21 protein-coding genes are annotated in these 24,507 nt (G+C 43.2%); 6 read left to right on the top strand and 15 right to left on the bottom strand.

Features of this window, described 5'->3' with window-relative positions; all coding sequences use genetic code 11:
* Positions 1–9 precede the first annotated feature (9 nt).
* Positions 10–1,467 carry an Asp-tRNA(Asn)/Glu-tRNA(Gln) amidotransferase subunit GatA gene (gene gatA, locus NST59_RS03450; RefSeq protein ID WP_144491780.1) on the bottom strand — a complete coding sequence of 486 codons (1,458 nt, stop codon included), beginning with the start codon at positions 1,465–1,467 and terminating at the stop codon, positions 10–12.
* A 14-nt stretch (positions 1,468–1,481) separates the two neighbouring features.
* Positions 1,482–1,772, bottom strand: a complete 291-nt coding sequence (gene gatC, locus NST59_RS03445; RefSeq protein ID WP_024424549.1) for an Asp-tRNA(Asn)/Glu-tRNA(Gln) amidotransferase subunit GatC — start codon at positions 1,770–1,772, stop codon at positions 1,482–1,484.
* 423 nt (positions 1,773–2,195) lie between these two features.
* Here gatC and putP point away from each other — a divergent pair, with 423 nt between their 5' ends.
* Positions 2,196–3,677, top strand: a complete 1,482-nt coding sequence (gene putP / locus NST59_RS03440) for a sodium/proline symporter PutP (protein WP_064497689.1) — start codon at positions 2,196–2,198, stop codon at positions 3,675–3,677.
* Between the two features lie 167 nt (positions 3,678–3,844).
* The gene (locus NST59_RS03435; RefSeq protein ID WP_024424547.1) at positions 3,845–4,537 is read left to right on the top strand and encodes an MgtC/SapB family protein; all 693 of its coding nucleotides are present in this window, start codon (positions 3,845–3,847) and stop codon (positions 4,535–4,537) included.
* A 44-nt stretch (positions 4,538–4,581) separates the two neighbouring features.
* Here NST59_RS03435 and NST59_RS03430 read toward each other — a convergent pair whose 3' ends face one another.
* The 5 genes from NST59_RS03430 to NST59_RS03410 form a co-directional block, all read right to left on the bottom strand.
* The gene (locus tag NST59_RS03430; RefSeq protein WP_341040099.1) at positions 4,582–5,589 is read right to left on the bottom strand and encodes a phosphotransferase enzyme family protein; all 1,008 of its coding nucleotides are present in this window, start codon (positions 5,587–5,589) and stop codon (positions 4,582–4,584) included.
* A gap of 128 nt (positions 5,590–5,717) precedes the next feature.
* The gene (locus NST59_RS03425; protein ID WP_039176984.1) at positions 5,718–6,914 is read right to left on the bottom strand and encodes a CamS family sex pheromone protein; all 1,197 of its coding nucleotides are present in this window, start codon (positions 6,912–6,914) and stop codon (positions 5,718–5,720) included.
* 15 nt (positions 6,915–6,929) lie between these two features.
* On the bottom strand, positions 6,930–8,936 hold the full coding sequence (gene ligA / locus NST59_RS03420) for an NAD-dependent DNA ligase LigA (RefSeq protein WP_126681380.1): 2,007 nt from the start codon (positions 8,934–8,936) through the stop codon (positions 6,930–6,932).
* A gap of 44 nt (positions 8,937–8,980) precedes the next feature.
* Positions 8,981–11,203 (bottom strand): DNA helicase PcrA, encoded by a 2,223-nt coding sequence (gene pcrA / locus NST59_RS03415; RefSeq protein WP_047204234.1) that lies wholly within the window; start codon positions 11,201–11,203, stop codon positions 8,981–8,983.
* Positions 11,204–11,260: 57 nt separating this feature from the next.
* On the bottom strand, positions 11,261–11,953 hold the full coding sequence (locus NST59_RS03410; RefSeq protein ID WP_047204235.1) for a heptaprenylglyceryl phosphate synthase: 693 nt from the start codon (positions 11,951–11,953) through the stop codon (positions 11,261–11,263).
* Between the two features lie 265 nt (positions 11,954–12,218).
* On the opposite strand from NST59_RS03410, the gene NST59_RS03405 reads away from it, so the two are divergent.
* Positions 12,219–12,578, top strand: coding sequence for a DUF2283 domain-containing protein (locus NST59_RS03405; RefSeq protein ID WP_258182641.1), 360 nt, complete (start codon positions 12,219–12,221; stop codon positions 12,576–12,578).
* A gap of 47 nt (positions 12,579–12,625) precedes the next feature.
* Here the strand turns inward: NST59_RS03405 and NST59_RS03400 are convergent, their stop codons facing one another.
* The gene (locus tag NST59_RS03400) at positions 12,626–12,856 is read right to left on the bottom strand and encodes a hypothetical protein (RefSeq protein ID WP_039176971.1); all 231 of its coding nucleotides are present in this window, start codon (positions 12,854–12,856) and stop codon (positions 12,626–12,628) included.
* Positions 12,857–12,995: 139 nt separating this feature from the next.
* Between NST59_RS03400 and NST59_RS03395 the strand changes: the two genes are divergently transcribed.
* The gene (locus NST59_RS03395) at positions 12,996–14,576 is read left to right on the top strand and encodes an FMN-binding glutamate synthase family protein (protein WP_041087101.1); all 1,581 of its coding nucleotides are present in this window, start codon (positions 12,996–12,998) and stop codon (positions 14,574–14,576) included.
* 241 nt (positions 14,577–14,817) lie between these two features.
* Here NST59_RS03395 and NST59_RS03390 read toward each other — a convergent pair whose 3' ends face one another.
* Positions 14,818–15,132, bottom strand: coding sequence for a YerC/YecD family TrpR-related protein (locus NST59_RS03390; protein WP_024424524.1), 315 nt, complete (start codon positions 15,130–15,132; stop codon positions 14,818–14,820).
* Between the two features lie 559 nt (positions 15,133–15,691).
* Positions 15,692–17,434: an adenine deaminase C-terminal domain-containing protein gene (locus tag NST59_RS03385; protein ID WP_341040089.1), complete on the bottom strand. Its 1,743-nt coding sequence runs from the start codon at positions 17,432–17,434 to the stop codon at positions 15,692–15,694.
* Positions 17,435–17,559: 125 nt separating this feature from the next.
* On the opposite strand from NST59_RS03385, the gene NST59_RS03380 reads away from it, so the two are divergent.
* A complete protein-coding gene (locus tag NST59_RS03380; RefSeq protein WP_247544680.1) occupies positions 17,560–17,781 on the top strand; it encodes a YgaP family membrane protein in 222 nt (73 codons plus the stop codon).
* Positions 17,782–17,813: 32 nt separating this feature from the next.
* Here NST59_RS03380 and NST59_RS03375 read toward each other — a convergent pair whose 3' ends face one another.
* The 4 genes from NST59_RS03375 to NST59_RS03360 are packed head-to-tail and all read right to left on the bottom strand — an operon-like array spanning position 17,814 to position 21,798.
* Entirely contained in the window at positions 17,814–19,079 is a 1,266-nt protein-coding gene (locus tag NST59_RS03375) for a peptidase (RefSeq protein ID WP_269772976.1), read from the bottom strand.
* A 14-nt stretch (positions 19,080–19,093) separates the two neighbouring features.
* Positions 19,094–19,759 (bottom strand): 3-oxoacid CoA-transferase subunit B, encoded by a 666-nt coding sequence (locus tag NST59_RS03370; RefSeq protein ID WP_041087095.1) that lies wholly within the window; start codon positions 19,757–19,759, stop codon positions 19,094–19,096.
* Entirely contained in the window at positions 19,735–20,421 is a 687-nt protein-coding gene (locus NST59_RS03365) for a CoA transferase subunit A (protein ID WP_058837843.1), read from the bottom strand. Before NST59_RS03365 ends, NST59_RS03370 begins: the two co-directional genes overlap by 25 nt.
* A 12-nt stretch (positions 20,422–20,433) precedes the next feature.
* On the bottom strand, positions 20,434–21,798 hold the full coding sequence (locus tag NST59_RS03360) for an aspartate aminotransferase family protein (protein WP_341040085.1): 1,365 nt from the start codon (positions 21,796–21,798) through the stop codon (positions 20,434–20,436).
* Between the two features lie 191 nt (positions 21,799–21,989).
* Between NST59_RS03360 and NST59_RS03355 the strand changes: the two genes are divergently transcribed.
* A complete protein-coding gene (locus NST59_RS03355; protein WP_341040083.1) occupies positions 21,990–23,648 on the top strand; it encodes a PucR family transcriptional regulator in 1,659 nt (552 codons plus the stop codon).
* Here the strand turns inward: NST59_RS03355 and ablB are convergent.
* Positions 23,643–24,488, bottom strand: coding sequence for a putative beta-lysine N-acetyltransferase (gene ablB / locus NST59_RS03350; protein WP_039176955.1), 846 nt, complete (start codon positions 24,486–24,488; stop codon positions 23,643–23,645). The genes NST59_RS03355 and ablB overlap by 6 nt on opposite strands.
* Positions 24,489–24,507: the final 19 nt, after the last annotated feature.

The raw sequence follows: 24,507 nt of genomic DNA, 5'->3' as shown, positions 1-24,507 counted from the left end.
ATTCACCCCTTACAGTTCAGGTTTTGCTTTATGATGATCTGTTGCTTGCTCAAAAGCGTGAGCCACGCGGTACACTGTTCCTTCGTCAAAGTGCTTGCCGATGATTTGCAGTCCTAACGGAAGGCCATTTGCAAATCCACAAGGCACACTGATTCCTGGAACGCCTGCAAGGTTAACAGGGATCGTTAAAATATCGTTTGCGTACATAGTCAATGGATCGCTTGTCTTTTCACCAATGTTAAATGCGGGAGTTGGCGTTGTCGGTCCTACAATGACATCATACTTTTCGAAAACATCTTCAAAGTCTTTTTTGATCAATGTACGGACTTTTTGCGCTTTTTTATAGTACGCATCGTAATATCCTGAGCTTAGCGCGAATGTACCAAGCATGATGCGGCGCTTCACTTCGTCTCCGAAGCCTTCAGAACGAGTATTTTTGTATAAATCAATCAGGTTGTCTGCATTATCTGTACGGTAGCCATAGCGGATACCGTCAAAACGTGCAAGGTTTGCAGATGCTTCTGAAGAAGACAGTAAGTAGTAAGTCGCAAGCGCATATTTAGAATGCGGTAGAGACACTTCTTCCCACGTCGCACCAAGTCCTTCTAATACTTTTAACGCTTGAAGAACAGACTCTTTTGCTTCCTCGCCAACGCCTTCGCCAAGATATTCTTTCGGCACAGCGATTTTCAGACCTTTGATGTCGCCAGTTAATGAAGAAAGAAAACCTGGCACATCGACATTTGCACTTGTTGCGTCCATTTGATCGACACCAGCAATCGCTTGAAGAACATAAGCGTTGTCCTCTACATTGCGTGTAATCGGACCAATTTGGTCTAATGATGAAGCAAATGCAATTAATCCGTATCTGGATACACGGCCATATGTCGGTTTAAGACCTACAACTCCGCAGAAAGATGCCGGCTGACGAATAGAACCGCCTGTATCTGATCCAAGTGAGAACGGTACTTCACCTGCTGCAACAGAAGCTGCTGATCCACCACTTGATCCGCCTGGAACGGTGTTTAAATTCCACGGGTTTTTCGTCGCTTTGAAGCCTGAGTTCTCCGTAGAAGATCCCATTGCGAATTCGTCCATATTTAATTTACCGATTGTGACTGCTTCTGCGTCTCTTAAGCGGTTCACAACGGTTGCATCATAAATTGGATCAAAGTTTTGTAGGATTTTACTTGAAGCTGTTGTACGCAGATCCTTTGTAACAATGTTATCTTTCACACCGATCGGCATACCGAACAATAGGCCAAGCTCGTCCTTTTCACCAACTGCCTCGTCCAATTCCTTTGCATACGCACGAGCTTTTTCTTCGTCCAGTGCAAGGAATGCTTGTACTTTCCCGTCTACTTCATTGATTCGTTTATAAGACTCGTCCACTAAATCAGAAACAGACAGTTCCTTTTTATGTAAAAGCTCTTTTAATTCAGAAATTTTGTGATCAAACAGTGACATGTCTCGGGCCTCCTTTAGTCCAAAATTGATGGCACACGAATATAGCCGTCTTTATGATCAGGCGCGTTTTTGACGACTGCCTCAATGGAAAGACCTTTATTCGGAACATCTTCTCTCATGACGTTTTTCATTTTTAATACGTGTGTAGTAGGTTCAACGTTTTCCGTATCTACCTCGTTTAACTGCTCTGCAAATGAAATGATGCTATCAAGCTGTTCTGTAAACATCTCAGCTTCTTCTTCTGTAATCGCAAGCCTTGCTAAATGCGCAACGTGCTTGACTTCTTCTATTGAAATTCTTGACATGCAGGTTCACCTCCAAAAATGATGCGTGATCGTGGTCATGATCATAAGTCATATACACTTTATCATATCAAATTTTACTGTTCTAAAGCAACTTTACGCAGGTGCGGTAAAAGGTCCGTTCTCTTGAAACGTCTTTATGATCAAATCGATAAAAGAAATATTCATCAGGTGACTTTTTATTTTTCAGAAAATTTTTACTTTTGATTATTTTTGTAATCGCTTACATATTGATTCTTATCATCGATCGGTACATTTTTTCTTCAAAATGAAGAGGTTTAGGCAGGTTGATCACTTGGGAATACTCTGTTAGGTTAAGTAACCATAGCAGTGAGCGGGACAGTCAAACAAAAAAGCTGCCATCGCACTTCTGTATATTTTGATTGAGGTGATGTCAAATTAATACGAAAAAGGTGAGAACACAAAATGAGTATTGAAGTTACAATTTCCTTATCTATTTATTTTATCGGGATGCTTGCCATTGGCTGGTATGCATTCAGGAAAACACATGATTTAAATGATTATATGCTTGGTGGACGCGGGCTTGGTCCATTCGTTACAGCCCTTTCAGCAGGTGCTGCGGATATGAGCGGATGGATGCTGATGGGTGTGCCAGGTGAAATGTATAAAACAGGTTTATCGACAGCCTGGCTTGCAATTGGTTTAATCGTTGGTGCTTACTTGAACTACCTCATTCTTGCACCTCGTTTACGTTCTTATACAGAAATTGCGGATGATGCGATTACGATTCCTGATTTCTTTGATAAACGATTCAAAGGATCATCTGCTTTATTAAAAGCTGTGTCAGCCGTCATCATTTTAATTTTCTTTACGCTGTATACATCGTCTGGGATGGTATCAGGCGGACGTTTATTTGAGTCAGCATTCGGTGCTAACTACATGTTTGGACTGATCTTAACATCAAGTATTGTCATTTTGTATACATTGTTCGGCGGATTTTTGGCAGTGAGCTTAACGGACTTTGTCCAAGGGGCTATCATGTTTTTAGCATTAGTGCTCGTGCCGATCGTTGCCTTTACACAATTAGGCGGACCTGTTGCTACATTCCAAGATATTCAACAGATTGATCCTAAATTGCTAGATATTTTTAGAGGAACGAGCGTCATTGGCATTATTTCCTTCCTCGCTTGGGGACTAGGTTACTTTGGACAGCCGCATATTATCGTGCGCTTTATGGCCATTACGTCTGTAAAAGATTTAAAACCAGCACGCCGAATCGGAATGAGCTGGATGATTATTTCAGTGATTGGATCACTGTCTGTCGGTTTAGTGGGTGTTGCCTATGTTCATGAAACGGGCATGAACCTTGCTGACCCTGAAACCATCTTTATCGTCTTTTCTAAAGTATTGTTCCATCCATATATCACTGGATTTTTACTTTCTGCGATTTTAGCTGCGATTATGAGTTCAATTTCGTCTCAGCTGCTTGTCACAGCAAGTGCAATGACAGAGGATTTATACAGAACGTTCTTTAGAAAAACAGCTTCAGACAAAGAGCTTGTCATGATTGGCCGGATGTCTGTACTCGTTGTCGCTGTGATTGCCTTATGCCTTTCACTTAACCCAAGTGACACCATTCTTGATCTTGTCGGTTATGCATGGGCAGGATTTGGTTCTTCATTCGGTCCAGTCATCTTGCTTTGCCTATACTGGAAACGAATGAATCATCATGGTGCCCTAGTTGGGATGATCGTTGGTGCAGTTGTGGTTCTGACATGGATTACGACAGGTCTCAACCATGCCACAGGTATTTATGAAATGATTCCAGGCTTTACGCTAAGTGGATTAGCTGCCATTATTGTCAGCTTATTGACAAGTAAGCCGTCAAAAGCATCAAAACAGCTATTTAACAAAATGGAAGATCATCTTGAGGAAGAAACAAAATAAAGAATTGAAGAGTCATCTGCCCTATGCGGATGACTCTCTTTTTAAATAAAATAAAAAGCTTTTCTTTCTTCAGAAACTGAATAAAATAAGAGTTGTGCAGCCATATGGGCTGTGAGAAGATCATATACATGTTGTGAAACGTACATGAAGTGAAAGGAGCGATACGCATGTTTTGGACAATTGAATGGGATACAGTCTTAAAATTAGCCGTGGCCACTTTAATCGGGCTGATTATCGGGCTTGAACGAGAGCTGAAGAAAAAGCCCCTCGGCTTAAAAACGTGTATTGTCATTGCTGTCAGCTCCTGCGTCTTAACCATCATCAGCATTGATGCAGCCTACAATTTCCCTCGAGTCTCTAAGCTTCAAATGGACCCACTCAGGTTACCGGCGCAAATTATATCTGGTGTTGGTTTTATTGGAGCAGGTGTGATTCTTCGAAAAAGCAATGATGTCATCTCAGGTCTCACGACTTCTGCGATGATCTGGGGAGCAGCAGGACTTGGGGTTGCAACCGGTGCAGGATTTTATAAAGAAGCCTTCCTCAGTCTTTTCTTTATTCTAATTAGTGTCGAATTCCTGCCATGGCTCTTCCAGCGGATCGGACCGATTCGCCTGCAGGAAAAAGAAATCCGCATCAGAATGTCTCTTTCTGACCGAAACCGCATGACCGATATTTTAAAAGAAATGAAAGCCCTCAATATTCGCATTCATTCTGTACGAATTGATGATTTAAAAGAAAAAGACTATCCGATCATGGAAGTACGCGTACGTGTGCATAAAGACCGCTATACAACCGATGTGTACTTTGATATTAAAGATCTAGAAGGCGTCGTTGGCGTGAAGTGTGATACGGTGTAGTCATAAAAAAACCCCTTGCTGTTTAACACAGCAAGGGGTTTCTTTTATCGTGCCAGCTGTTGAAAGTCAAAAGGAGTAATGGGTGTTTTTTGCTCAATTTCCTTTCGAAAACATGACAGCATGGCTTTTTCGTCAGAAGTCAATGTTTGGAGATCAAATGCTTGATGTAAAAGCCCATAAATAAGCATATGACGCAGCATGAGAAAATCAGGGATTGTTGCCAGCCACGCGTCATCAAGCTCATTCTCCTGTCGATAGCCTTTTAGAAAATGACTCATAAATTCTGCCGTAAATTCAGCTTTATCATCATATGGAATCACTGGATACCAAAGAACATTGTATAGCAAAATACTAATATCATTGATAAACCAGTGGTATCCAATATCATCAAAATCGAATGCGATAATCTCTCCTTGATGATAATGAAAGTTCCCGTGATGCAAATCGGCATGCACCAGTCCATACACATCCTTCGAAATTCGGAGCTGGTGAAGCTTTTGCATCAGTTCATCTTTTCTTCGAAGCACAACCGTTTGATCAGATGGAATATATTGATCAAGCTTTAATTGCTCCTCTTCATACCACTCTTGACGCTTATAGAGAGGATCTTTTACTTGATATTGTTTTGTTATTTGATGCATTCGTCCTGTATAGGACCCTAACGCTTCAAACAGCTTCCCATTCCAATCTCCTTCATTCACTTTTCTCCCCGGTGCTTTTTCATACACACGGAGTAAAAATGCGCCTCCGACTTGATCAGGAATGGTTTCAACGTCTTTTCCTCTTGCTGATGAAATCGGCTTTGCTACGGAAATACCATGATGAGACAGGAATCGAAGCCAGTCCATTTCTCCTAAAATATATGTGGGTGAGCGACGAATGGTATGGGTGATTTTTAATATATAATTCTCCCCATTCATTGCCTTATATTCATACACATAATTTTCTGCATCGGCTAGAAATGTCACTTGGTCAAGCTGAAAGTCATACAAGTGAGCCGCTTTCTTTAAGACTTTCTGTTCATCGTATCGTGCTTTTACTTCTTTATGCATGCTGATTCTCCTTTTATCGTCTTTTTAAATGTTCTTGACGGTAATCAGCATTATACGAGCATCAACATACCTGCCTTTCTTCTTGGTTTCTACTAATATTTTGACAAGAGTTTGGAAATCCCTCTTATTTAGTCATATATATGAACAGTCGGTTCTTTGTCCTCAGCATTTTTCGTGATCAGGGCTTCTTGTTGATCAGAAGATGTGATGTTGATTTCAATATTGGTACTCTTGTAGTAATCCATGACTTCTCCGGTTAAATATTGTGTGAAGGCTACGACTTCCGTTTTTCCATAGAACTGCATTGGAATTTCGATTTTCATTTTTTGCAGGTTGCCGTTTTTGTAAAAGCCTTTTCCTACAACACCAGTGTAATTCGGGAAGTAATCTTCTACCTTTGTCTTGAAGCGGTCAAATCGCTCTGAATCATCTTTGTAGCTGCTTTTCGCACTATCTGAAGGGAAGAATACATTCTCCTCTTTGATCGTATCCCAATTTCCGATATCAGCGGAGCCTGCTTTCACATCTGTTTTGGCGATAAAGTTACCTGGAACGATAGATGATTTTGGTGCTTGCTTATAAAGGGCAATCATGACAGGCACTTTTTGCAGTCCGTCCATTTGACGAATTCGCTTGATCACTTGTTCAGCGATTTTTTCACCCTCTGCCAAAAGTTTCTTTGAATTTTTCGATGAATCGATGGTCACCTCTTGCTGCGGGTCACCGATCTTTTCACGGTAATAATAAACCGAGTTCAGCGCAAGACCAATGACAACTCCGCCAAGCTGTAAGCTGTTTTTGTCTTTTCGAATTAAGTAATTATGCTCTAGCATTGAAGCTAAATAAATTGGACTATTTTCATTTTTAGACTTTGTTGAACCTGAGTTTGGAAGAGCAGGATTTAAGCCCAGATTCTTAAAGTCTTTATCTTCTTTTTCTGCCTTTTTCAGATCACTGCCTGTTTTTTTGCGCGCCAGCCAGCTGAGAACGGTGTCCTCATCTAAATGCTGTCCTTCTTGGAAAAGATAGTCGTTTGTATTAAATGACTCTGTTGCAAGTCGCATGAGTCCAGTTTCAAATTCATCAATGTCCAAGCGTGTATTGAGACGCTCCGCTGTTAGACCTCTAGCAGCTCCTTGTTTAAACGGCAGCACCATTTTGTAATAGGAGTCTGAGATATTGTACATCGGGATGATGGCTGTTTCCTTTGTTTCCTTCGTTTCATCCGTTTTTTGTGTGACCTCTTCCTCTTCCTTTCCCCCAAAAGGTGCACACGCTGACAATACCAGTGTGAGCATTGTCAGCAGCAATAACAATTTTTTCAATAGAAAACACTCCTCTTATTTCTTTAGCTCCTCGAGCATTTTAGCTTCGTCCCAAATTTCAATATTGAGTTCTTCTGCCTTTGTCAGCTTACTTCCCGCTGCTTCTCCGGCAATGACTAGATCTGTTTTTTTACTCACACTGCCTGCCAGCTTTCCGCCTAATGCTTCGATCGCTGCTTTTGCATCGTTTCGAGCCATTTCTTCTAATTTTCCTGTCAGCACAATGGTTTTTCCTGCAAAGTAGGAATCACTTTCTTCTGCTTTTACCGGCTTTGGCCCTGTGTAGGTCATATTGACTCCGAGCTCTTTTAGTTCGTTCAGCAGATCGAGTATTTCTTCTTTCTCAAAGTACGTGACGACGGCATCAGCCATTTTTTCACCGATTTCGTCGACTTCAAGTAATTGTTCTTTCGTCGCTTGCTTTAATTGATCGATGTTTTCGAAATGCATCGCCAAGGTCTTTGCCGCTTTTGAACCAATAAATCGGATACCGAGTCCAAATAGTAACCGCTCAAGAGAGTTTTCTTTCGATTGTTCAATTGAACGCAGTAAATTGTCGACAGATTTTTCGCCCATTCGTTCAAGCTGAATGAGCTCTTCTTTCGTTAATCGATAAAGGTCGGACACACGAGAAACGAGCTGTTCCTTGAAGAGCTGTGTAATGACCCGCTCGCCAAGTCCATCAATATTCATTGCATTACGGGAAACGAAGTGAATGAGTCCCTCACGTATTTGGGCAGGACATTCTGGGTTGATGCATCGCAAGGCCACTTCGCCTTCGATTCGCACCAGCTCACTATGACACTCTGGACATTCAGTTGGCATGTGAAACGGTTTTTCTTCGCCTGTACGCTGATCAACAAGGACACCTGCGACTTCAGGAATAATATCCCCGGCTTTTTTCACAATCACTTGATCGAACAAGCGAATATCCTTTTCTTTGATCAAATCTTCATTATGAAGAGACGCACGCTGCACTGTCGTCCCTGCTACTTTGACAGGCTCAAGAATCGCTGTTGGTGTAATCACGCCTGTACGTCCGACACTTAGTTCAATATCAAGCAGCTTCGTAACGACCTCTTCAGCCGGAAACTTGTACGCAATCGCCCAGCGCGGGCTTTTTGCTGTGAAGCCGAGTTCTTCCTGCTGAGCGAGTGAATCGACTTTAATGACAATTCCATCGATTTCATATGAAAAATCGGCACGCTTTATTTTTAATGTTTCAATGAGGTCGATGACTTCTTCGATCGTTTGGCACATCCGTCTTTCTTTGTTTGTTTTAAACCCAAGTTCGTCGAGAAAATCAAGTCCTGCACTTTGCGTTTCAACACCAATTTCATCAAGCTCCGCTATACTGTAGACGAATATATCAAGGTTTCGTTTCGCTGCAATTTTCGTATCAAGCTGACGAAGTGAACCTGCAGCCGCATTACGCGGGTTTGCAAACGGCTCTTCTTCGTTTTGTATTCTTTTTTCATTTAATGCTTCAAAAGAAGGTTTTGGCATAAATGCCTCGCCTCTCACTTCAATCGACAGTGGGCGATTGATTTTAAGCGGGATGGAACGAATTGTTTTGAGATTCTCAGTAATATCCTCACCCGTTGTTCCATCGCCGCGCGTCGCTCCTCGGACAAACACGCCATTTTCATAACGGAGAGAAACAGCGAGTCCATCAATTTTCAGCTCGACATTGTATGCGATATCGTCACCGACTGCTTGACGAACCCGGCGGTCAAAATCAAGAAGGTCCTGTTCATTAAACGCATTCCCAAGGCTGAGCATTGGTGTGCCGTGACGCACTTTTTGAAAGGCGTCTAAAACAGCGCCGCCTACTCTTTGTGATGGAGAATCTGCTGCTTTTAAGTCAGGGTGCTCTTCCTCCAAAGAGATCAGCTCACGCATCCGCGCATCATATTCAGCGTCAGGAACACTTGGACGATCAAGTGTATGATATTCGTAGTTGTATTGATTCAAAATCTGGTGCAGTTCCTCGATCCGGCGTTTCGCTGCTTCTTTATCCATCTGCTTCTTCCTTTCAATTCATCCGTTTTGTCAGTCCTATCAGTTTATTGCTTCTCGATTGGTGCAAATGCTGCGAGAAGACGCTTAATGCCTGTAGGGCTTGGGAACGCAATATCAAGCTCTGTGCTGTCTCCGCTGCCTTTCACACTCACAACCGTACCAACGCCCCATTTTTTATGGGCCGCTTTATCGCCCACAGCCCAGCCAATACTGCCGCCGCCTGTGTTTTGAATGGTTTGTGTTTGCGGACGTGAGACAGGTCCCCGTCTTTGCGGTCTTTCTCTTGTTTGGCCAAACGGTGTTTTTGTTTCTTTTTTCTCATTTAGGTTGTCCAATAAATCGGCTGGTATTTCTCGAATGAATCTTGATTCAAGGTTCATGTTCGTCCGGCCGAAAAGTGTTCTCATTTTCGCACTTGATAAATAAAGCTCTTCTTCAGCCCGTGTGATGCCTACATAAGCGAGGCGGCGTTCTTCTTCCATCTCTGCATCTTCCATTAATGAACGGCTGTGCGGGAAGACACCCTCCTCCATTCCCATTAAGAAAACAACAGGGAATTCCAAACCTTTTGCGGCGTGAAGTGTCATTAAGATGACGGCATCCTGATCTTCTTCTTCATTTTCATCCAGCTTATCAATGTCTGCGACGAGGGCGAGATCTGTCAGGAAGGTCACAAGTGACTTGTCTTCATTTTGTTCTTCAAAGTTCTTCGTGACGGATAAAAACTCGTCAATATTTTCTAAGCGGCTTTGTGCTTCAATCGTTTTTTCGAGCTTAAGCGCTTCACGATAGCCAGTTTTCTCTAGGATTTCTTCTGTTAATTCCGTGACAGATAAATAATCCTGCATGTTCGTCATTTGATCAATGAGCTGTTTGAACTCATCAAGCGCATTGGCTGCTCTTGCACTCAGTCCAATGAAATCCACCTGACCAAGTGCTTCAAACATAGACAGATCATTCATCTCCGCATATGCTGCAATTTTATCAACAGATGTCGCACCGATTCCGCGCTTTGGTACGTTGACAATTCGTGCAAAACTAATATCGTCATCTGGGTTTGCCACTAGGCGTAAGTATGCCAAGATGTCCTTGATTTCTTTTCTGTCATAGAACTTCGTGCCGCCGACAATGTTGTATTGAATGTTGGCCTTCATTAACGTTTCCTCTATGACACGAGACTGGGCATTTGTTCGGTAAAGGATCGCAAAATCGGATAATTTACGCTTTCCGCTTTGATGAAGCTGACGAATCTTTCCTGCGACAAATTGTCCCTCACCGAATTCATTATCTGCACGGTAATAGGCTATCTTCGCGCCTTCATCATTTTCTGTCCAAAGATTTTTTGGCTTTCGGTTTGCATTGTTTTGAATCACCGTATTTGCAGCATGCAAAATGCGTTTCGTCGATCTGTAATTTTGCTCAAGCAGAATCACTTCACTGGATGGATAATCTTTTTCAAAGGAGAGAATGTTTGTAATATCCGCTCCGCGCCAGCGATAAATAGACTGATCCGAGTCACCGACAACACATATATTTTGAAAACGCTGCGCGAGCAGTTTCACAAGCATGTACTGCGCTCTGTTCGTATCCTGATACTCATCCACATGAATGTATTGGAATTTCCGCTGATAGTGCTCTAACACTTCAGGGATGCGCTCAAACAGACGAATTGTCATCATAATTAAATCATCAAAGTCGAGTGATTGGTTTTTGAGTAAACGCTTTTGATAATCTGTATAGACATCGCTCACCACTTGATCATAGAAATCACCGGCTGTTTTGGCGTATTCCTCTGCGTCAATGAGTTCGTTTTTTGCACTGCTGATCGATCCTAAAATGCTGCGTGGATCGAACTTTTTAGGATCGATATTTCGTTCTTTTAAAATGTTTTTAATGACTGAAAGCTGGTCAGATGTGTCTAAAATAGAGAAGTTGCGATTCACACCAATGCGGTCAATATCGCGTCTTAAAATACGGACACACATGCTGTGGAACGTAGAAATCCAGATGTCATCCGCGCCAGGTCCTAAAATAGCCTGGACACGTTCACGCATTTCACGTGCTGCTTTATTTGTAAATGTAATCGCTAAAATGTTCCACGGCGCCACATGCTTTTCTGCCATTAAGTAGGCAATTCGATGTGTGAGCACCCGTGTCTTCCCGCTTCCTGCTCCTGCCATCAACAGCAAAGGCCCGTCTGTTGCTTTGACCGCTTCCCTCTGCGCGTCATTCAGCCCTTCTAATAGATGATTCGATATTTCATTCATTCCATTCACCGCCAATTCGAACTTATGTTCTATTTTAACCCGTTTCATCTTATTTGACTATGATGACTTTTTGACTGCATCCACTGTCTTTAATGCTTCTTTGAAATTGTCATAAATGACGTTTCCTACAACCACGACGTCTGCATGCTGGGAGAAGTCTTTTGCCTGCTTAGCGTTCTCGATGCCGCCGCCATAAAAAAGAACTGTTTCATCAAGCACTGCTTTTGTTTCTTTGACAAGCTCTATGTCTCCAAGCGTTCCGCTGTATTCCAGATAAAAAATGGGCAGCTTCATCAAATGCTCTGCCACTCTTGCATATGCCCTGACGTCATCGATATCCAGCGCTGTATTTGCCTCTGTGAGCTTGGCCGCTTTACAATCTTCATTTAAGATGACATAGCCTTCAGGCACAATCTCTTCCATTGACATCAAATCACCGAATTCCTTCATCGCGTCCTTATGAAGCCCAACAATCCAGTCAGGATGAGAGCTGTTTAAAACGGTCGGGATGAAATACAGATCGAAGCCCGGCACAATCATCTCATGTGTTGAGATTTCGAGCACACAAGGAACTAGAAACCGGCGGACCTTTGACATCAATTGAAGCACATTGTCCTCTGTCACATTGTCACTGCCGCCAATCAATATGGCATCCGTCCCAGATTCGCAAATCGCTTCTAGCTGTTCATCGGAGATTTCTTTATTTGGATCGAGTTTAAAGACATGCTTCCACTCGGTAACATCATACATGAAAAACGTTCCTCCATTCGTTTCATTCCATTTAAATATTATAACAAAATCAAAGGCCGCAAAAAATGGGTAACCTCCTTCAGCTAAAAGTTTCATTCTTTTGAAAATGAGCGATTGTGACTTTAGATAAAATGGCTAGAGAAAAGATGAAAAAATCGACTTGGAGAGGAGCTGAAAGAGGTTGATATTTTGGCACTTTGTCACATGCTATTATACAATAAAGGAATATTTTACTATAGATTTAAAAAAGATCTATTGAACAGAGGTGACTCTTTTGAAAAGAACGATTACATATGAACAAAGTATAGATATCGGATACATCTATATCACCCCGCAATCGGAGCGTTTGAAAATCAAAGAAACCATTGAATTAGATGTCAATGAATGTATCAATGTAGATATCGACAAAGAGGGCCGGGTGGCTGGCTTGGAGTTATTTGCAGAAGAATCCGAAGTGCTGCGGAATGCACCGGTTTATGAGAATAATCTTTCTTTACGTTTGACGGATCAGGAAGTTCTCTCAACCTATCATCTGTCAGGCATTGAATTCCAATTCTCGACACCTGATCACAAAGGGCTGATCGGTTTTACCATTGTCGATCCTCTTCGATATAACATCAAATGATAGACAAGAAAAAACCGTTTTGATCTTTCAAAACGGTTTTTTTCAAACTATTGTCTCGCTTCATTAAAATAATGGACGGATGTCATGGCCCCTTCGTCGACCATCTTGTTGTCTTGGATATCTAATGGATCTGGGTGGCCGGCTTTTTCAGGAACCTTTTCATCTGACCGGAACATGCTTGCCCATTTTTTCAGATGCTGTTTATTTTTTACGGCTAATAACACAGCTCCTCCAACCCCTAATCCTGCAAGTACATACGCATTTGGACGCTTATTCATGTATGTTCCCTCCCCTTATGATCTTATTTGTAAGTTACCCCGCCTTTTCATTTCTAAACGTCACAATATGTTGATGTGGTTTCTCTTTTTATGAAAAGTGGAATAACAACAGCAATGAAAGAGAAAAGAGGGGATCTTCATGACCACAACCTTAATGATCATCGGCACATTGCTAATCATTTTTTTGATCATCCCAATCATTCTATTGATCTGGATTTGGATGAGGGATGAAAAACAAGAAGAACATTCAGTTCTGCGAAATTATCCGGTCATTGGAAAGCTGCGGTTTATCTTTGAAAAAATAGGACCTGAGCTTCGCCAATATCTGTTTCTGAATGACCGAGAGGAGCTGCCCTTCTCAAGAAGAGAATACGAGCAGGCGGTCATGTCAGGAAAGTACAAAAGCCGGACGATGGGCTTTGGATCAAAACGTGATTTTGACAAGCCAGGCTATTACATTCGAAACGTCCTGTTTCCAAAGCAGCGAGATGAACTACGAATCGATCAATCTGAAAAAATAAAAACGAAAGTGTATCAAATTGATCAAGACAATTTACTGCGAAGAAGTGAACATTTCAAAGAAGTCGAAGCAAATCCTTATTTTCTCCATCAAGAGGATGTACAAGTCATTGGCGAACACACATGTCAAAAGCCTTTCCATGTGAAAGGACTGATCGGTCAATCCGCTATGAGCTACGGCTCCTTAGGCGACAGGGCCATTACAGCTCTATCCTCAGGATTAAAAATGGCCGGCGGTACGTGGATGAACACAGGTGAAGGCGGGCTTTCTCCTTATCACCTCAAAGGCGGCGCAGATATCATTTGTCAGATTGGGCCCGGTTTATTTGGCGTTAGAACAGAGGATGGCGCATTTTCCTTTGAAGAATTCAAGAAAAAAAGCGAGCACGAGGAAGTCAAAGCCTTTGAACTCAAGCTGGCACAAGGAGCAAAAACACGCGGCGGTCATATTGACGGCGAAAAAGTAACGGAAGAAATTGCGAATATCCGTAAATTACCGCCTCACCAATCCATTGACAGCCCAAACCGCTTTGAGATGTTCCACTCCATTCCTGACATGTTTGATTTCATTGAGGAGCTGCGGAGTATAGGCGGAAAGCCAGTTGGAATCAAACTTGTTGTCGGGCATAAAGAAAATATTGAAGAGCTTGCCAGCTATATGAAAAAAAGCGGGAAACACCCTGATTTCATTACAGTTGATGGCGGAGAAGGCGGTACAGGGGCGTCCTTTCATGAATTGGCGGATTCCGCAGGGCTGCCAATTTTCACGGCACTCCCTATGGTTCATCAAATTTTGAAAGAATATGGTGTCAGAGATCAGGTGAAGCTCTTTGCTTCTGGCAAGCTTCTCTCGCCTGATAAAATTGCGATTGCCCTTTCAATGGGAGCTGACTTTGTGAATATTGCTAGAGGTCTCATGTTTTCAGTCGGATGCATTCGCGCCCAAGTCTGCCACACGAATAAATGCCCAGTCGGGGTCGCCACGACTGATCCAAAGCTGCAAAAGGGTTTATCAATTGAAGAAAAAAAATACCGAGTGTGCAATTATATCCTGTCTCTTAGAGAAGGTTTGTTTAACTTATCCGCAGCTGCGGGAATAGAATCGCCTATTCATTTTAATGAAAAACATATTATTTTTAGACAAGAGAATGGCGAGACAAGCGAAGTGCCGATGTTCTCAGGCACACAGCCATCTGTCTAGCTTGAAAAGGTGCGGAAACGCACCTTTTTTTATTAACATTTTCGTATAAAGTTAGCAAACAGTAGAGTTTAAGAAAATCATCTCAAACGAAGATGACATCTCCTATGAATGAGAAAGATGGTTTATGGGCGAGCTAAATTAAAAAAACAGGGACAATTTATTAGTCCCTGCCCGCTTTTCATAAAAAAACTGCAAACAAGTCCATTTTTCGTGAAAAGGATTGTTTACAGTGAAAGCTGCATTATTTTGTTTCGTTATTTTCCTGCTGTTCGGCTACGCGGTCAAGTGCCATCGTATAGGCATCGTTGCCGTAGTTCAAGCAGCGTTTGACACGTGAGATGGTTGCAGTGCTTGCACCTGTTTCCGTCTCAATTTTATGATACGTGTTTCCCTCGCGAAGCATACGTGCTACTTCAAGACGCTGTGATAAAGATTGAATTTCATTGATGGTACACAAATCATCAAAGAATCGATAACATTCTTCCAGGTCTTTAAGGGATAAGATGGAGTTGAATAACTGGTCTAAGCTTTTGCCCCTTAATTTATCAATTTGCATCTTAATACATCTTCTCCTTTACTATTGCCACACCGCTTCGCACGATCTTCTAAGAAAGCGGTATCTTTCCTGACTAATTTTTTTAAAACCTCAGCAATGAGCTTTGAACAGATCATGACAGGTTTGGTTCTACGCTGAAAATGCCGTCAGGTTCTTTCGTAAGCCGAAGCTTCTTTATCGTAAACAAATTCGACAAGTTCTGTCATTTTCCTTGTATGACAATCTGACAAACTTGTTTGCTTCCGGTATAAAGATGACTTCTGCTTGGTTAGGTCTTCTGCCCTAATATATAGACTTTGCGGAAAGCTCAGCGAGACCCACAAATATGCGCCCCGCCTTGCTCGATCATTCAAAATATGTTGGCCGGTCAGCGTAACCGACAGAATCATTTTACAATTAGAGTACTTCATTCGTCATGTCAAAGCCCTCTGCTTTGTCAACAGCTCCACATAAGATCATGATCACTTACATGGCAGTGAAGAAGAACCATAGCTCACTTCTGCCCTATAACAGCAGTCAGAAATGCGGCAAAGATGATACAGCTCCACTCTGTTATATTTTAACGCATTATAGACGGAAAGAGTACAGTTTTTTTCATGACATCAAATATTCCTCTTGGCGTCACTCGAATATACGGCAAATGTGTACTTTGGAAAAAGACAAGTGTATCAATTGGGCAGTCAAATGGATAGCCGCGCTCAATGAGCAGCTCGCGTAATGTTTGTTCCTGCTGAAGAACAGTCTCAAATGGTTCAGCCGATGCACAGCCTGATAATTGCAGCGGGATTTCATGCAAAATTTTCCCGTTCTCTGTGAGGACGATTCCCCCGCCAATTTCTTTCATCCGCTTATGTGCCAGCATCATATCCTCTTTATTTTTCCCGATCACTAAAATATCACCCGTGAGCGAAAATGAGCTGACAAAGCCTTGCACTTTGTTTGCAAACCCTTTTAGCATCGTATTCACACGCCACTCGCCTTTTCGGTCAATCAGGCTAAAGAAGCTTTGATCATGGTCACATGACAGCTGGTTGATTGAGTTATCAATTTCCACTGTATAAGGCTCCATGATGACGGCATTTCTCATCTTCACACCTAGCGGCATAGAGAATTGCAAATCACTCATCGTCAGATCATACCCCAAATCTAATGGAAGAAGCCCGCCATTTTCCCATTTTGTTTCTTGGAATTGATGCTGGTTCTCGCCATCTAATTTGAGGATAACCCCTTTAGATATGACCGTTTCAGGATTTGGGTTCATTGGATCATCTAAAATATTCAAAGAAGCCAGCCGTCCAGGACCGACAACGCCTAATAAGTCATCAATTTGATGGTATTTTGCAATGTTAAATGTCGCCATATTATACGCATCAATGATCGGCACGCCTTCTTCAAGGGCGATCGAAATCAAGCGGTTAATCATGCCTTCCTCATAAAAGTGAGGAGCAGCACCATCTGTTGTATAGAAAAAGTGGTCATAGTGCCTAAAATCACGCTCATGCAATTCTCTTAAAATGTTCACTAAATCTGGGCGGATGGAAGAATGCCGCAATGAAACATGATAGCCAAGGGACAAGCGTTTTAACACATCGTCTGCATTCATCGCTTCATGATCACTGTCCGCGCCAAACAGCTTCATTTTTGTTAGCGTTTTCTCAGAAGCTCCAGGGAAATGCCCTTCAATTCGTTTTCTCTGCTTCTTCGTTTCTTGCATGCAATATAAAATGAGATCATCACCGTCCATCAATCTTGGCCAGCTTGTTAATTCGCCGCCTTGAAGGACGTCAGGATGATCAATCCATTCCTTCCGGTAGTTGACTGGCAGCATCTCATCTTCATATCTGACTTCCGTTTGAAGATCGTATCTGGACCACCAGAAATACTGAAATGGCTGCTTTTTTAATTCACACAGAGTGGAAAGCGCTTTCTTTTCGTTGCTTTGCAAAAGAAGAAATAAGTTATCGCTGACCATTGTTGTTGTGCCAAATTGAGACACATATTCTGCAAGTGATTGGGGATTATAAATATGGAACGGGTGCGCGTGAGGCTCTATATACCCAGGCACAATGTATTTCTCTTCACAATCAATCACACGTTTAGCTGATTTATTTTGAGGAAGCTCTGCTCCGACATAAACAATTCGATCATCATGTATCCAAATATTTGCCTTCACCCATTGCTTCAAAAACGGGTTAAGCACGAGTCCATTCGTTAAAAGGAGTGTTGGAACTATTTTTGAGTCGACTACATCGATTTGTGTGCGGATGTCATTATTTCTCCAATTAAAAGTACGTTCGGACATTCACATACTCTCCTTCATTTGTATTAGCCCTATCGTAACATAACGAACCACGTTACGCATTAATGAAACGTTACAATTTCTTGAAATCACACTTAAAATAATTTAAAAAAGGAGATTCACCTTCAATGAAACCTAATCTCGGCTTAATGGAAGCGCTCATTAGAATTGCCTGCGGAATGACAATATGTACTGTAGCTGGATCCTTATATGCTAGAAAACCATGGAGTAAAATGCTGCTTTTGGGCATCATGTTTGGCGGTATGAAACTAGGATCTGGCATTCTTCGTTTTTGTCCAGTGACATATATGTGTGAGCAGCAAAACACACATAAAGAGAAGGCTGAGTAAGGCAGCCTTCTTTTTTTGTGATCATTTTCATCTCATTCCGCTGCTTCACACCATTCGACCATTGTCCCTGCAATAATTTCTGCTGCTTCTATCACATGCTCAATGTCGATAGATTCATTCGGAAAATGGGCAAGCTCCGTTGTTCCAGGTCCAAACACGATAATGGGAATACCTGCTGCCTGTGACAGTAATCCGCCGTCAGTTCCCCAAGGGGCGGCTTCGATCTTCGGCGGCTGCTTCATGACCGCTTCATATTGTTCCTTCAATAAACCTAAAAGCGGATGATCCGTATCGATTGAACCCGGTAGCCATCTTGCACCAAACCATTCGACCTCAACAGGATGCTCTTGGAACCATTCATCTTTTTCTCCGAGTCCTGCCATCCAATTTTCTAGTTCCTTTTCTGCCTGTTCTACTGTCTCACCCGGCATCACCCCGAGCCTGCCTTCCATTGTGACAAGGTCTGCTACAGAGGATGGCCAATCACCGCCTTGAATTTTCCCGATATTGATCGGAATTGGAATTGGAATATGCTGAAACAGCGGCTCCGTGATTCGCTGATTTCTTTCTTCTTCTAGTGCCGCTATATGTGAAAGGACAATCGTACTCTTTTCAATAGCAGAAACGCCGTGATATCTTGTTCCGCCATGAGCAGCCCTTCCTTTAATATGCAGTCTGAACCATTTAGATCCTTGCTGAATCGGAAATATTTTCATATGACTTGGCTCTGGAATGATGGCTGCATCTGCTGTATATCCTCTCAGTATGGCTGCAAGGGTGCCTGCACCGCCGCTCTCTTCTTCAACAACACTATGAAACACGACATCTCCCTTCAGCGGAATCTGAAGTGCATGCAGTGCCTCAAGTGCAAAGAGTAAAGAAACGTTTCCACCTTTCATATCTGTTGCCCCGCGTCCATAAAGTCTCCCGTTTATGATATGCCCGCTGTAGGGCGGATATGTCCATTGTTTGTGATCTCCTGCTGGGACAACATCCACATGCCCATTTAATAAAATAGATTTGCCGCCGCCTTTTCCTTTCAATCGTCCGGTGACATTAGGACTTCCTTTAAAAGAACGCCTTGGGGAATAAAAATACGGGTGGTTCAGCAAGTCATCTCCGCCAATGTCCCATATGTCGACATCAAAGCCAATGGCAGAAAGTTTATTTGCTACGATTTGCTGTACTTCTTGCTCATTCCCTTGTGTGCTGTCACATTGCACCATTTGCTGAAGAAGCGTCACGGCTTCCTCCTTATGCTCTTTCATCCAGTTTCTGATACGTGTGGTTGGCTGCAAGTCGGTCATCCTTTCTACACAACAGATTTGACATCAGGCGCTAAAATGAGCGGCGCCTCTGTCGCCCTCATGACATCTTCCGGCTGAAACGGCGGCATGACTTCACGCAAAATGAGCAGCTGTGATTTGACCTCAATGACTGCCATATCTGTAATAATCAGATCCACACAAGACTTAGCTGTTAAAGGGAGCGTGCAGGCGGCTTTTATCTTAGATTGTCCGTGTTTATCAAGGTGGCTCATCACGACCACTACCTTTTTCGCTTTTTGCGCGAGTTCAATCGCTCCGCCCATACCCGGTACTCGTTTACCTGGTACAATCCAATTCGCAAGATCCCCCTGACTGCTGACTTCTAGTGCACCTAAAATCGTCATATCCAGCATCCCTTTGCGAATGATGCCAAAAGCGGTTGTGCTGTCCATATATGAGCCGCCTTTTGTTAACGTAATAGGGAAACCTCCGGCATTGCACAAATTCGGGTCTTCTTCCCCTCGTGCTGGTGAAGCGCCTGCTCCCATAATGCCGTTTTCTGCATGCAGCCACACCTCGTAATGTGGTGGGATGTATTCAGCTGCAAGGGTTGGGATGCCGATCCCAAGATTGACGATCATCCCATCTTCAATTTCCTGTGCCGCACGTTTGGCTATGCGGTGTCTTAAATCGATGTCTCCCATGCCCATGTCCAGTTCACTCCTTTTGATTGCACGATCTGGTTCACAAATACGCCTGGCGTCACAATTTCCTCTGGATGAAGCCTGCCCACAGGCACAATCTCTTCTACTTCTGCAATGGTCCAGTCTCCTGCCATCGCCACAATCGGGTTTGTATTCCGTGCACTTTTATCAAAAATCAGGTTCCCTGCTTCATCTGCTTTGAGGGCATTCACAATCGCAATATCTGCAGTCAGCGCAGGCTCAAGAATATACTGCTTTCCACCTAGCGGAACCAATTGTTTCTCATCAAGATTGAGGCTATCCATGCCGACATCTGTCACAATGCCCGCTAAACCCATTCCGCCTGCCCGAATCTTTTCCGCTAGAATGCCCTGCGGGTAAAAAAGAACGTCTAGTGTACCCGCCTGCATTTTCTGCCCGGCAATTGGATTAGAGCCAATATGTGAAGCAATGATTTTCTTCACCCTTCCTTCTGTGATCAGCCTGCCAACACCGATTTGCGGGAAGCCTGCATCGTTTCCGATCAATGTCAGGTCTTTGATATTGGCTTCTAGGATGGCATCGATCAATGATGGCGGTGACCCCACACCGCCAAACCCGCCAAACATGATGGTCATCCCGTCCTTAAAATGTGTGATCACTTCATCAAGACTCGCTGTTTTGTTCATCCTCTTTCCTCCCTACATCGCAGATGGGAAAAACCCTCGATTGATGACTTCTTGTTCAACTTGCGTCATTGTCTGCCCGAATAAATGAATGAGTTCATCCATCTCCTGCTGCGCGATGGAAAGCGGCGGTGCGATCATGATTGCTGCACCTCCTACGCCATCCTCTCCAGCGCTTGCTGGGTAAACAAGCAAACCATTCTGTTTGGCCGTCTCCACAACTAAATGTGTCATTTGAGCATGGGCAGGAAATGGTGTTTTCGATAATCGGTCTGCGACAAACTCAATGCCAATAAGCAGTCCCTTTCCTCTCACATCTCCTATGATGGAATGGTTTGTTTGCAAATCCTTTAAAGCATTCATTAAATATCGGCCAGACAGATCAGCTCGTTCTGGAAGCTGGTGTTTTTTCATATATCGAATGACAGCCAGTGAGACGGCTGCTGAAAGCGGATTGCCGCTATATGTGTGGCCTGCCATCACAGAGCCCGAACCGCTGAGAATTGGTGCAATCACATGATCCGCTGAGACAGCTGCCGCAATCGGTGAATAGCCGGCACTCATGCCTTTTCCAAGCACCATAATGTCTGGGACGACGCCCCAATGTTCCATAGCAAACATTTTCCCAGTTCGTCCAAAGCCTGTCATGACTTCATCTGCAATCATTAAAATATCGTTTTCCTCACAGACACGCTTCATTGCCTCAAAATATCCATCTGGCGGTACAAGTGCCGCGCCCGCTGCTCCAACAATCGGCTCTGCAATAAAAGCCGCAATCCTCTCTTTTCCTATACGCTGAATGACGGTTTTAAATTCCTGGACATACCATTCGACCTGTTTGCTTTCTTCCTTTGGCAGCCATGAACGGTAGCTGTATGGCGGAGACAGCACCGGGTGTTTTTCGAGCAGTGGTTCAAAGCGCTCTCTCCTTGCAATATGTCCTGACATCGACAGCGCACCAAGTGTGATGCCGTGATAACTCATCCATCTTGAGATGATGTGATTCTTTTCAGCCTTTCCCCGCTCCTGCCAATGCTGAATGGCAATTTTCATGGCGGTTTCTGTAGCCTCTGATCCGCTTCCGACAAAAAAAGACCAGTTCAGGTTCCCTGGGCAGAGCGTACTCAATTCATAGGCAAGTTCTTCCGCTGGTTCATTTGTGAATTGTGATCTGTACGTAAAGCTCACCTTTTCCGCTTGCTCTGTCATGGCATCAATGATGTCTCTTATGCCATGTCCAATACTTGCCGTGACAGCACCAGATGAGCCGTCTAAATATTTTTTCCCGTCCCGATCATATAAATAAATCCCCTCTCCTTTCACAGCCACAGGATAATGCTGATTCAACATTGGTTTGATTAAGTAATCCCGGGTCTCCACTTTGTCATTCCTCCCTCTCTCGTCAGCAGCTGCATCTTTCTTTTTTCATGAATCGCAAGAAAATTTTGTATACTTGTTATAAGATTAGCTTAATCAAGAGGGCAGTCATCCTCCATTCGCCACATGCCCGAATTTCACACGTATTTTTTATACATCGTGTATAAGAGTGTTCAAAAGGAGGTCATGAGTCTATGGCGATTCTCGTCAAAGATGCACTCTCGCTCGATATCATGAAGGAAACAAAGCTGCTTGCTGGAGAAAATGGACTGGATCGCCTCATTCAGTGGGTGACCATCGTGGAAATTATCGAAGATACTTCAAGGCTTTCAGAAGGAGAGCTGCTTGTCACAACCGGCTTTGGGCTTGCAGACAATAGGGAAAGGCGCGCCCGGCTTGAAGAACTGATTCAATCTGATCGTCTATCCGCCATTGCCATTTATAAAGGCGTGTACTTAACGGAAATTCCTGCATCACTGATTGAAGCTGCCAAAAACAGCGGCATTCCACTCATCGAGATTCCTTCACATGTCAACTTCTCAGACATTACAAAAGCCGTTCTAGAGCAAATCGTCAGCAGCCAGCTTCATCAGCTTAAATATTCTTCAGCCATTCACCAAAGACTGACTCATTTAAATGTCAGCAATAAAAATGTCACACAAATTACAGATGAGCTGGCACATCTCACTTCGGCAAACATCGTTGTGCTTGATGTTTTTTTACATCAAACAGCAGCTCATTTCGAAACAGATGACGTGACATATTCTCCTGCTTTGGGCTTTCTAACAGATGACGAACCGATTGAAACCTCTTCTCTTCTTAAGCAGGCTGAGGAGAAAGGACGGCTCGTTTATGACACATGCGGTGCGTTTGTCCTTGCTGCATGTCCGGTGATTGCGATGGGTGATATTTTCGGGTTTATTGTATCTTTGAAGAGAAAGGATGCGTGGCATCATCTCGACGCGATTGCCATCGAGCATGCCGGGGCCGTGTATGCGATTGAATGGCTGAAGCAAAAAGCCATTCAAGATACAGAAAACCAAATGCAAGGTCATTTGTTAGATGATATTTTGCAGCAGCAATATACAGAAGAAAGCTATGTCATCGAACAAGCAACTAAGCTGCAATATGATATGAGCGATGAGCAGGTGGTCATCTACTTTCAATTTCAGCATCAGCACACACAGCTCGATCACCAAATGATGCAGCGCCTATCTCAATTGCTCACGTCGATATTTGAACGCAGACATATTCCTTTTTTACTTAAGACAAGGCTCGATTCCATTTTTGTTCTTACCCCCGCAGGAAAAAAAGCGTTTCAAGAAACGGAGTGGTATCGCGCAGCAGAAGAGTGCCGGAGCACTTGGTCTTATTTTTTTCCCGTCCATCCGATCGTGATTGGCATTGGGAGAGCCTATGACCAGATCGGTCTCTTTGCAAAAAGCGCGAAAGAAGCGCAGTATGCAGCAAGGCTTCTTCCGCTTTTAAAGACAGACGAATGCATCATTCATTATCAGAAGCTTGGCTTATACGGGATGCTTCTTGAAATGAATGAAGCGGGGATGAATTTGCATGACTTTTACGTGGAGCTGTTAAGTCCTTTGCTTTATACGAAAAAACAGGGAGCAGACCTGATCCATACACTCGAAGTGTATTTGGCCCACAATGAAAATATTCAAAAATCTGCGGGAGAATTGTTTATTCACAGACATACATTAAGCTACCGGCTGAAACAAATTGAAACGAGAACAGGCTGCAGCCTCAAATCCACGGATGATCGGATGAAGCTGCAGCTCAGTATCATGGCGTACCGCCTATCTGGTCTGCTTGATCAGATGAGAACCATTTCATGATTCATTCGGCGTTTTGACCCATAGATTCATATCTTCAATTTTGTCAAAAATATAGCAGTTGTTTTGAAAACGGCCGGTATACGTATAGCCGAGCTGATAAAACACTTGATTCATTCCATAGGATAGTGCACGTGCAAGAGAATAAAAGACATAAATGTGCATGGATTGAAGTTCCTTTTCGAGTGCTAGAATCAAATGGTGCATGAATCCTAGCTTTCTGTATGCCGGAAGGGTCGCACAATCTGTTAATTCCGCATGACCATAAGGGTCATTGATTTCAGCAGATGCTGCACTCACAATGTGCCCGTCATGTTCAACGGCATAAAAAACCGTCCCTTCCTCCATCACCTTTTGGATGTAATCTGGCTCATTCATTGGCGTAGGATACGTTTCAAAGACGGTATCATAGAGCTTTGCCAGCTTGTGAATATCCTGCGTATCCGCTTTCCTCATCACATACTCATCCTGCCACGTGCCTTGATCTTTTTTGAGAGGCTTTTCTTGAATAGACGCAACAATTTCATCTTCCTTCAGCCAATACGGGCTGTTCATTCGACTCTCCGTCAGAAAGAGCGACATGCCGTACGCATCACTTCCAAGAAAATAATGAGAAAACACACCTTCAAGCCGAAAGCCTTTTTCTAAAAAAAGAGGCATATGCTCACGCCTGACTTTCACAATGACCTTAGAAGCCTTACAGTCCGCCGCTTCCTGAAGAACCGACTGAATCACATCCCGCACCCTGCCGCTATAGTCATCCAAACGGATTCGCTCATTAAATGAATCAATACAGATCGAGGCAGAAAAACGCTCGTTCGCAAGTTCCTTCAATTGCACCATATACTCATCCTCTCTTATA

Source organism: Bacillus sp. FSL R5-0439, assembly GCF_038008805.1.
Lineage (GTDB): Bacteria > Bacillota > Bacilli > Bacillales > Bacillaceae > Bacillus > Bacillus safensis.
This window is presented reverse-complemented; position numbering and strand designations above follow the sequence as displayed.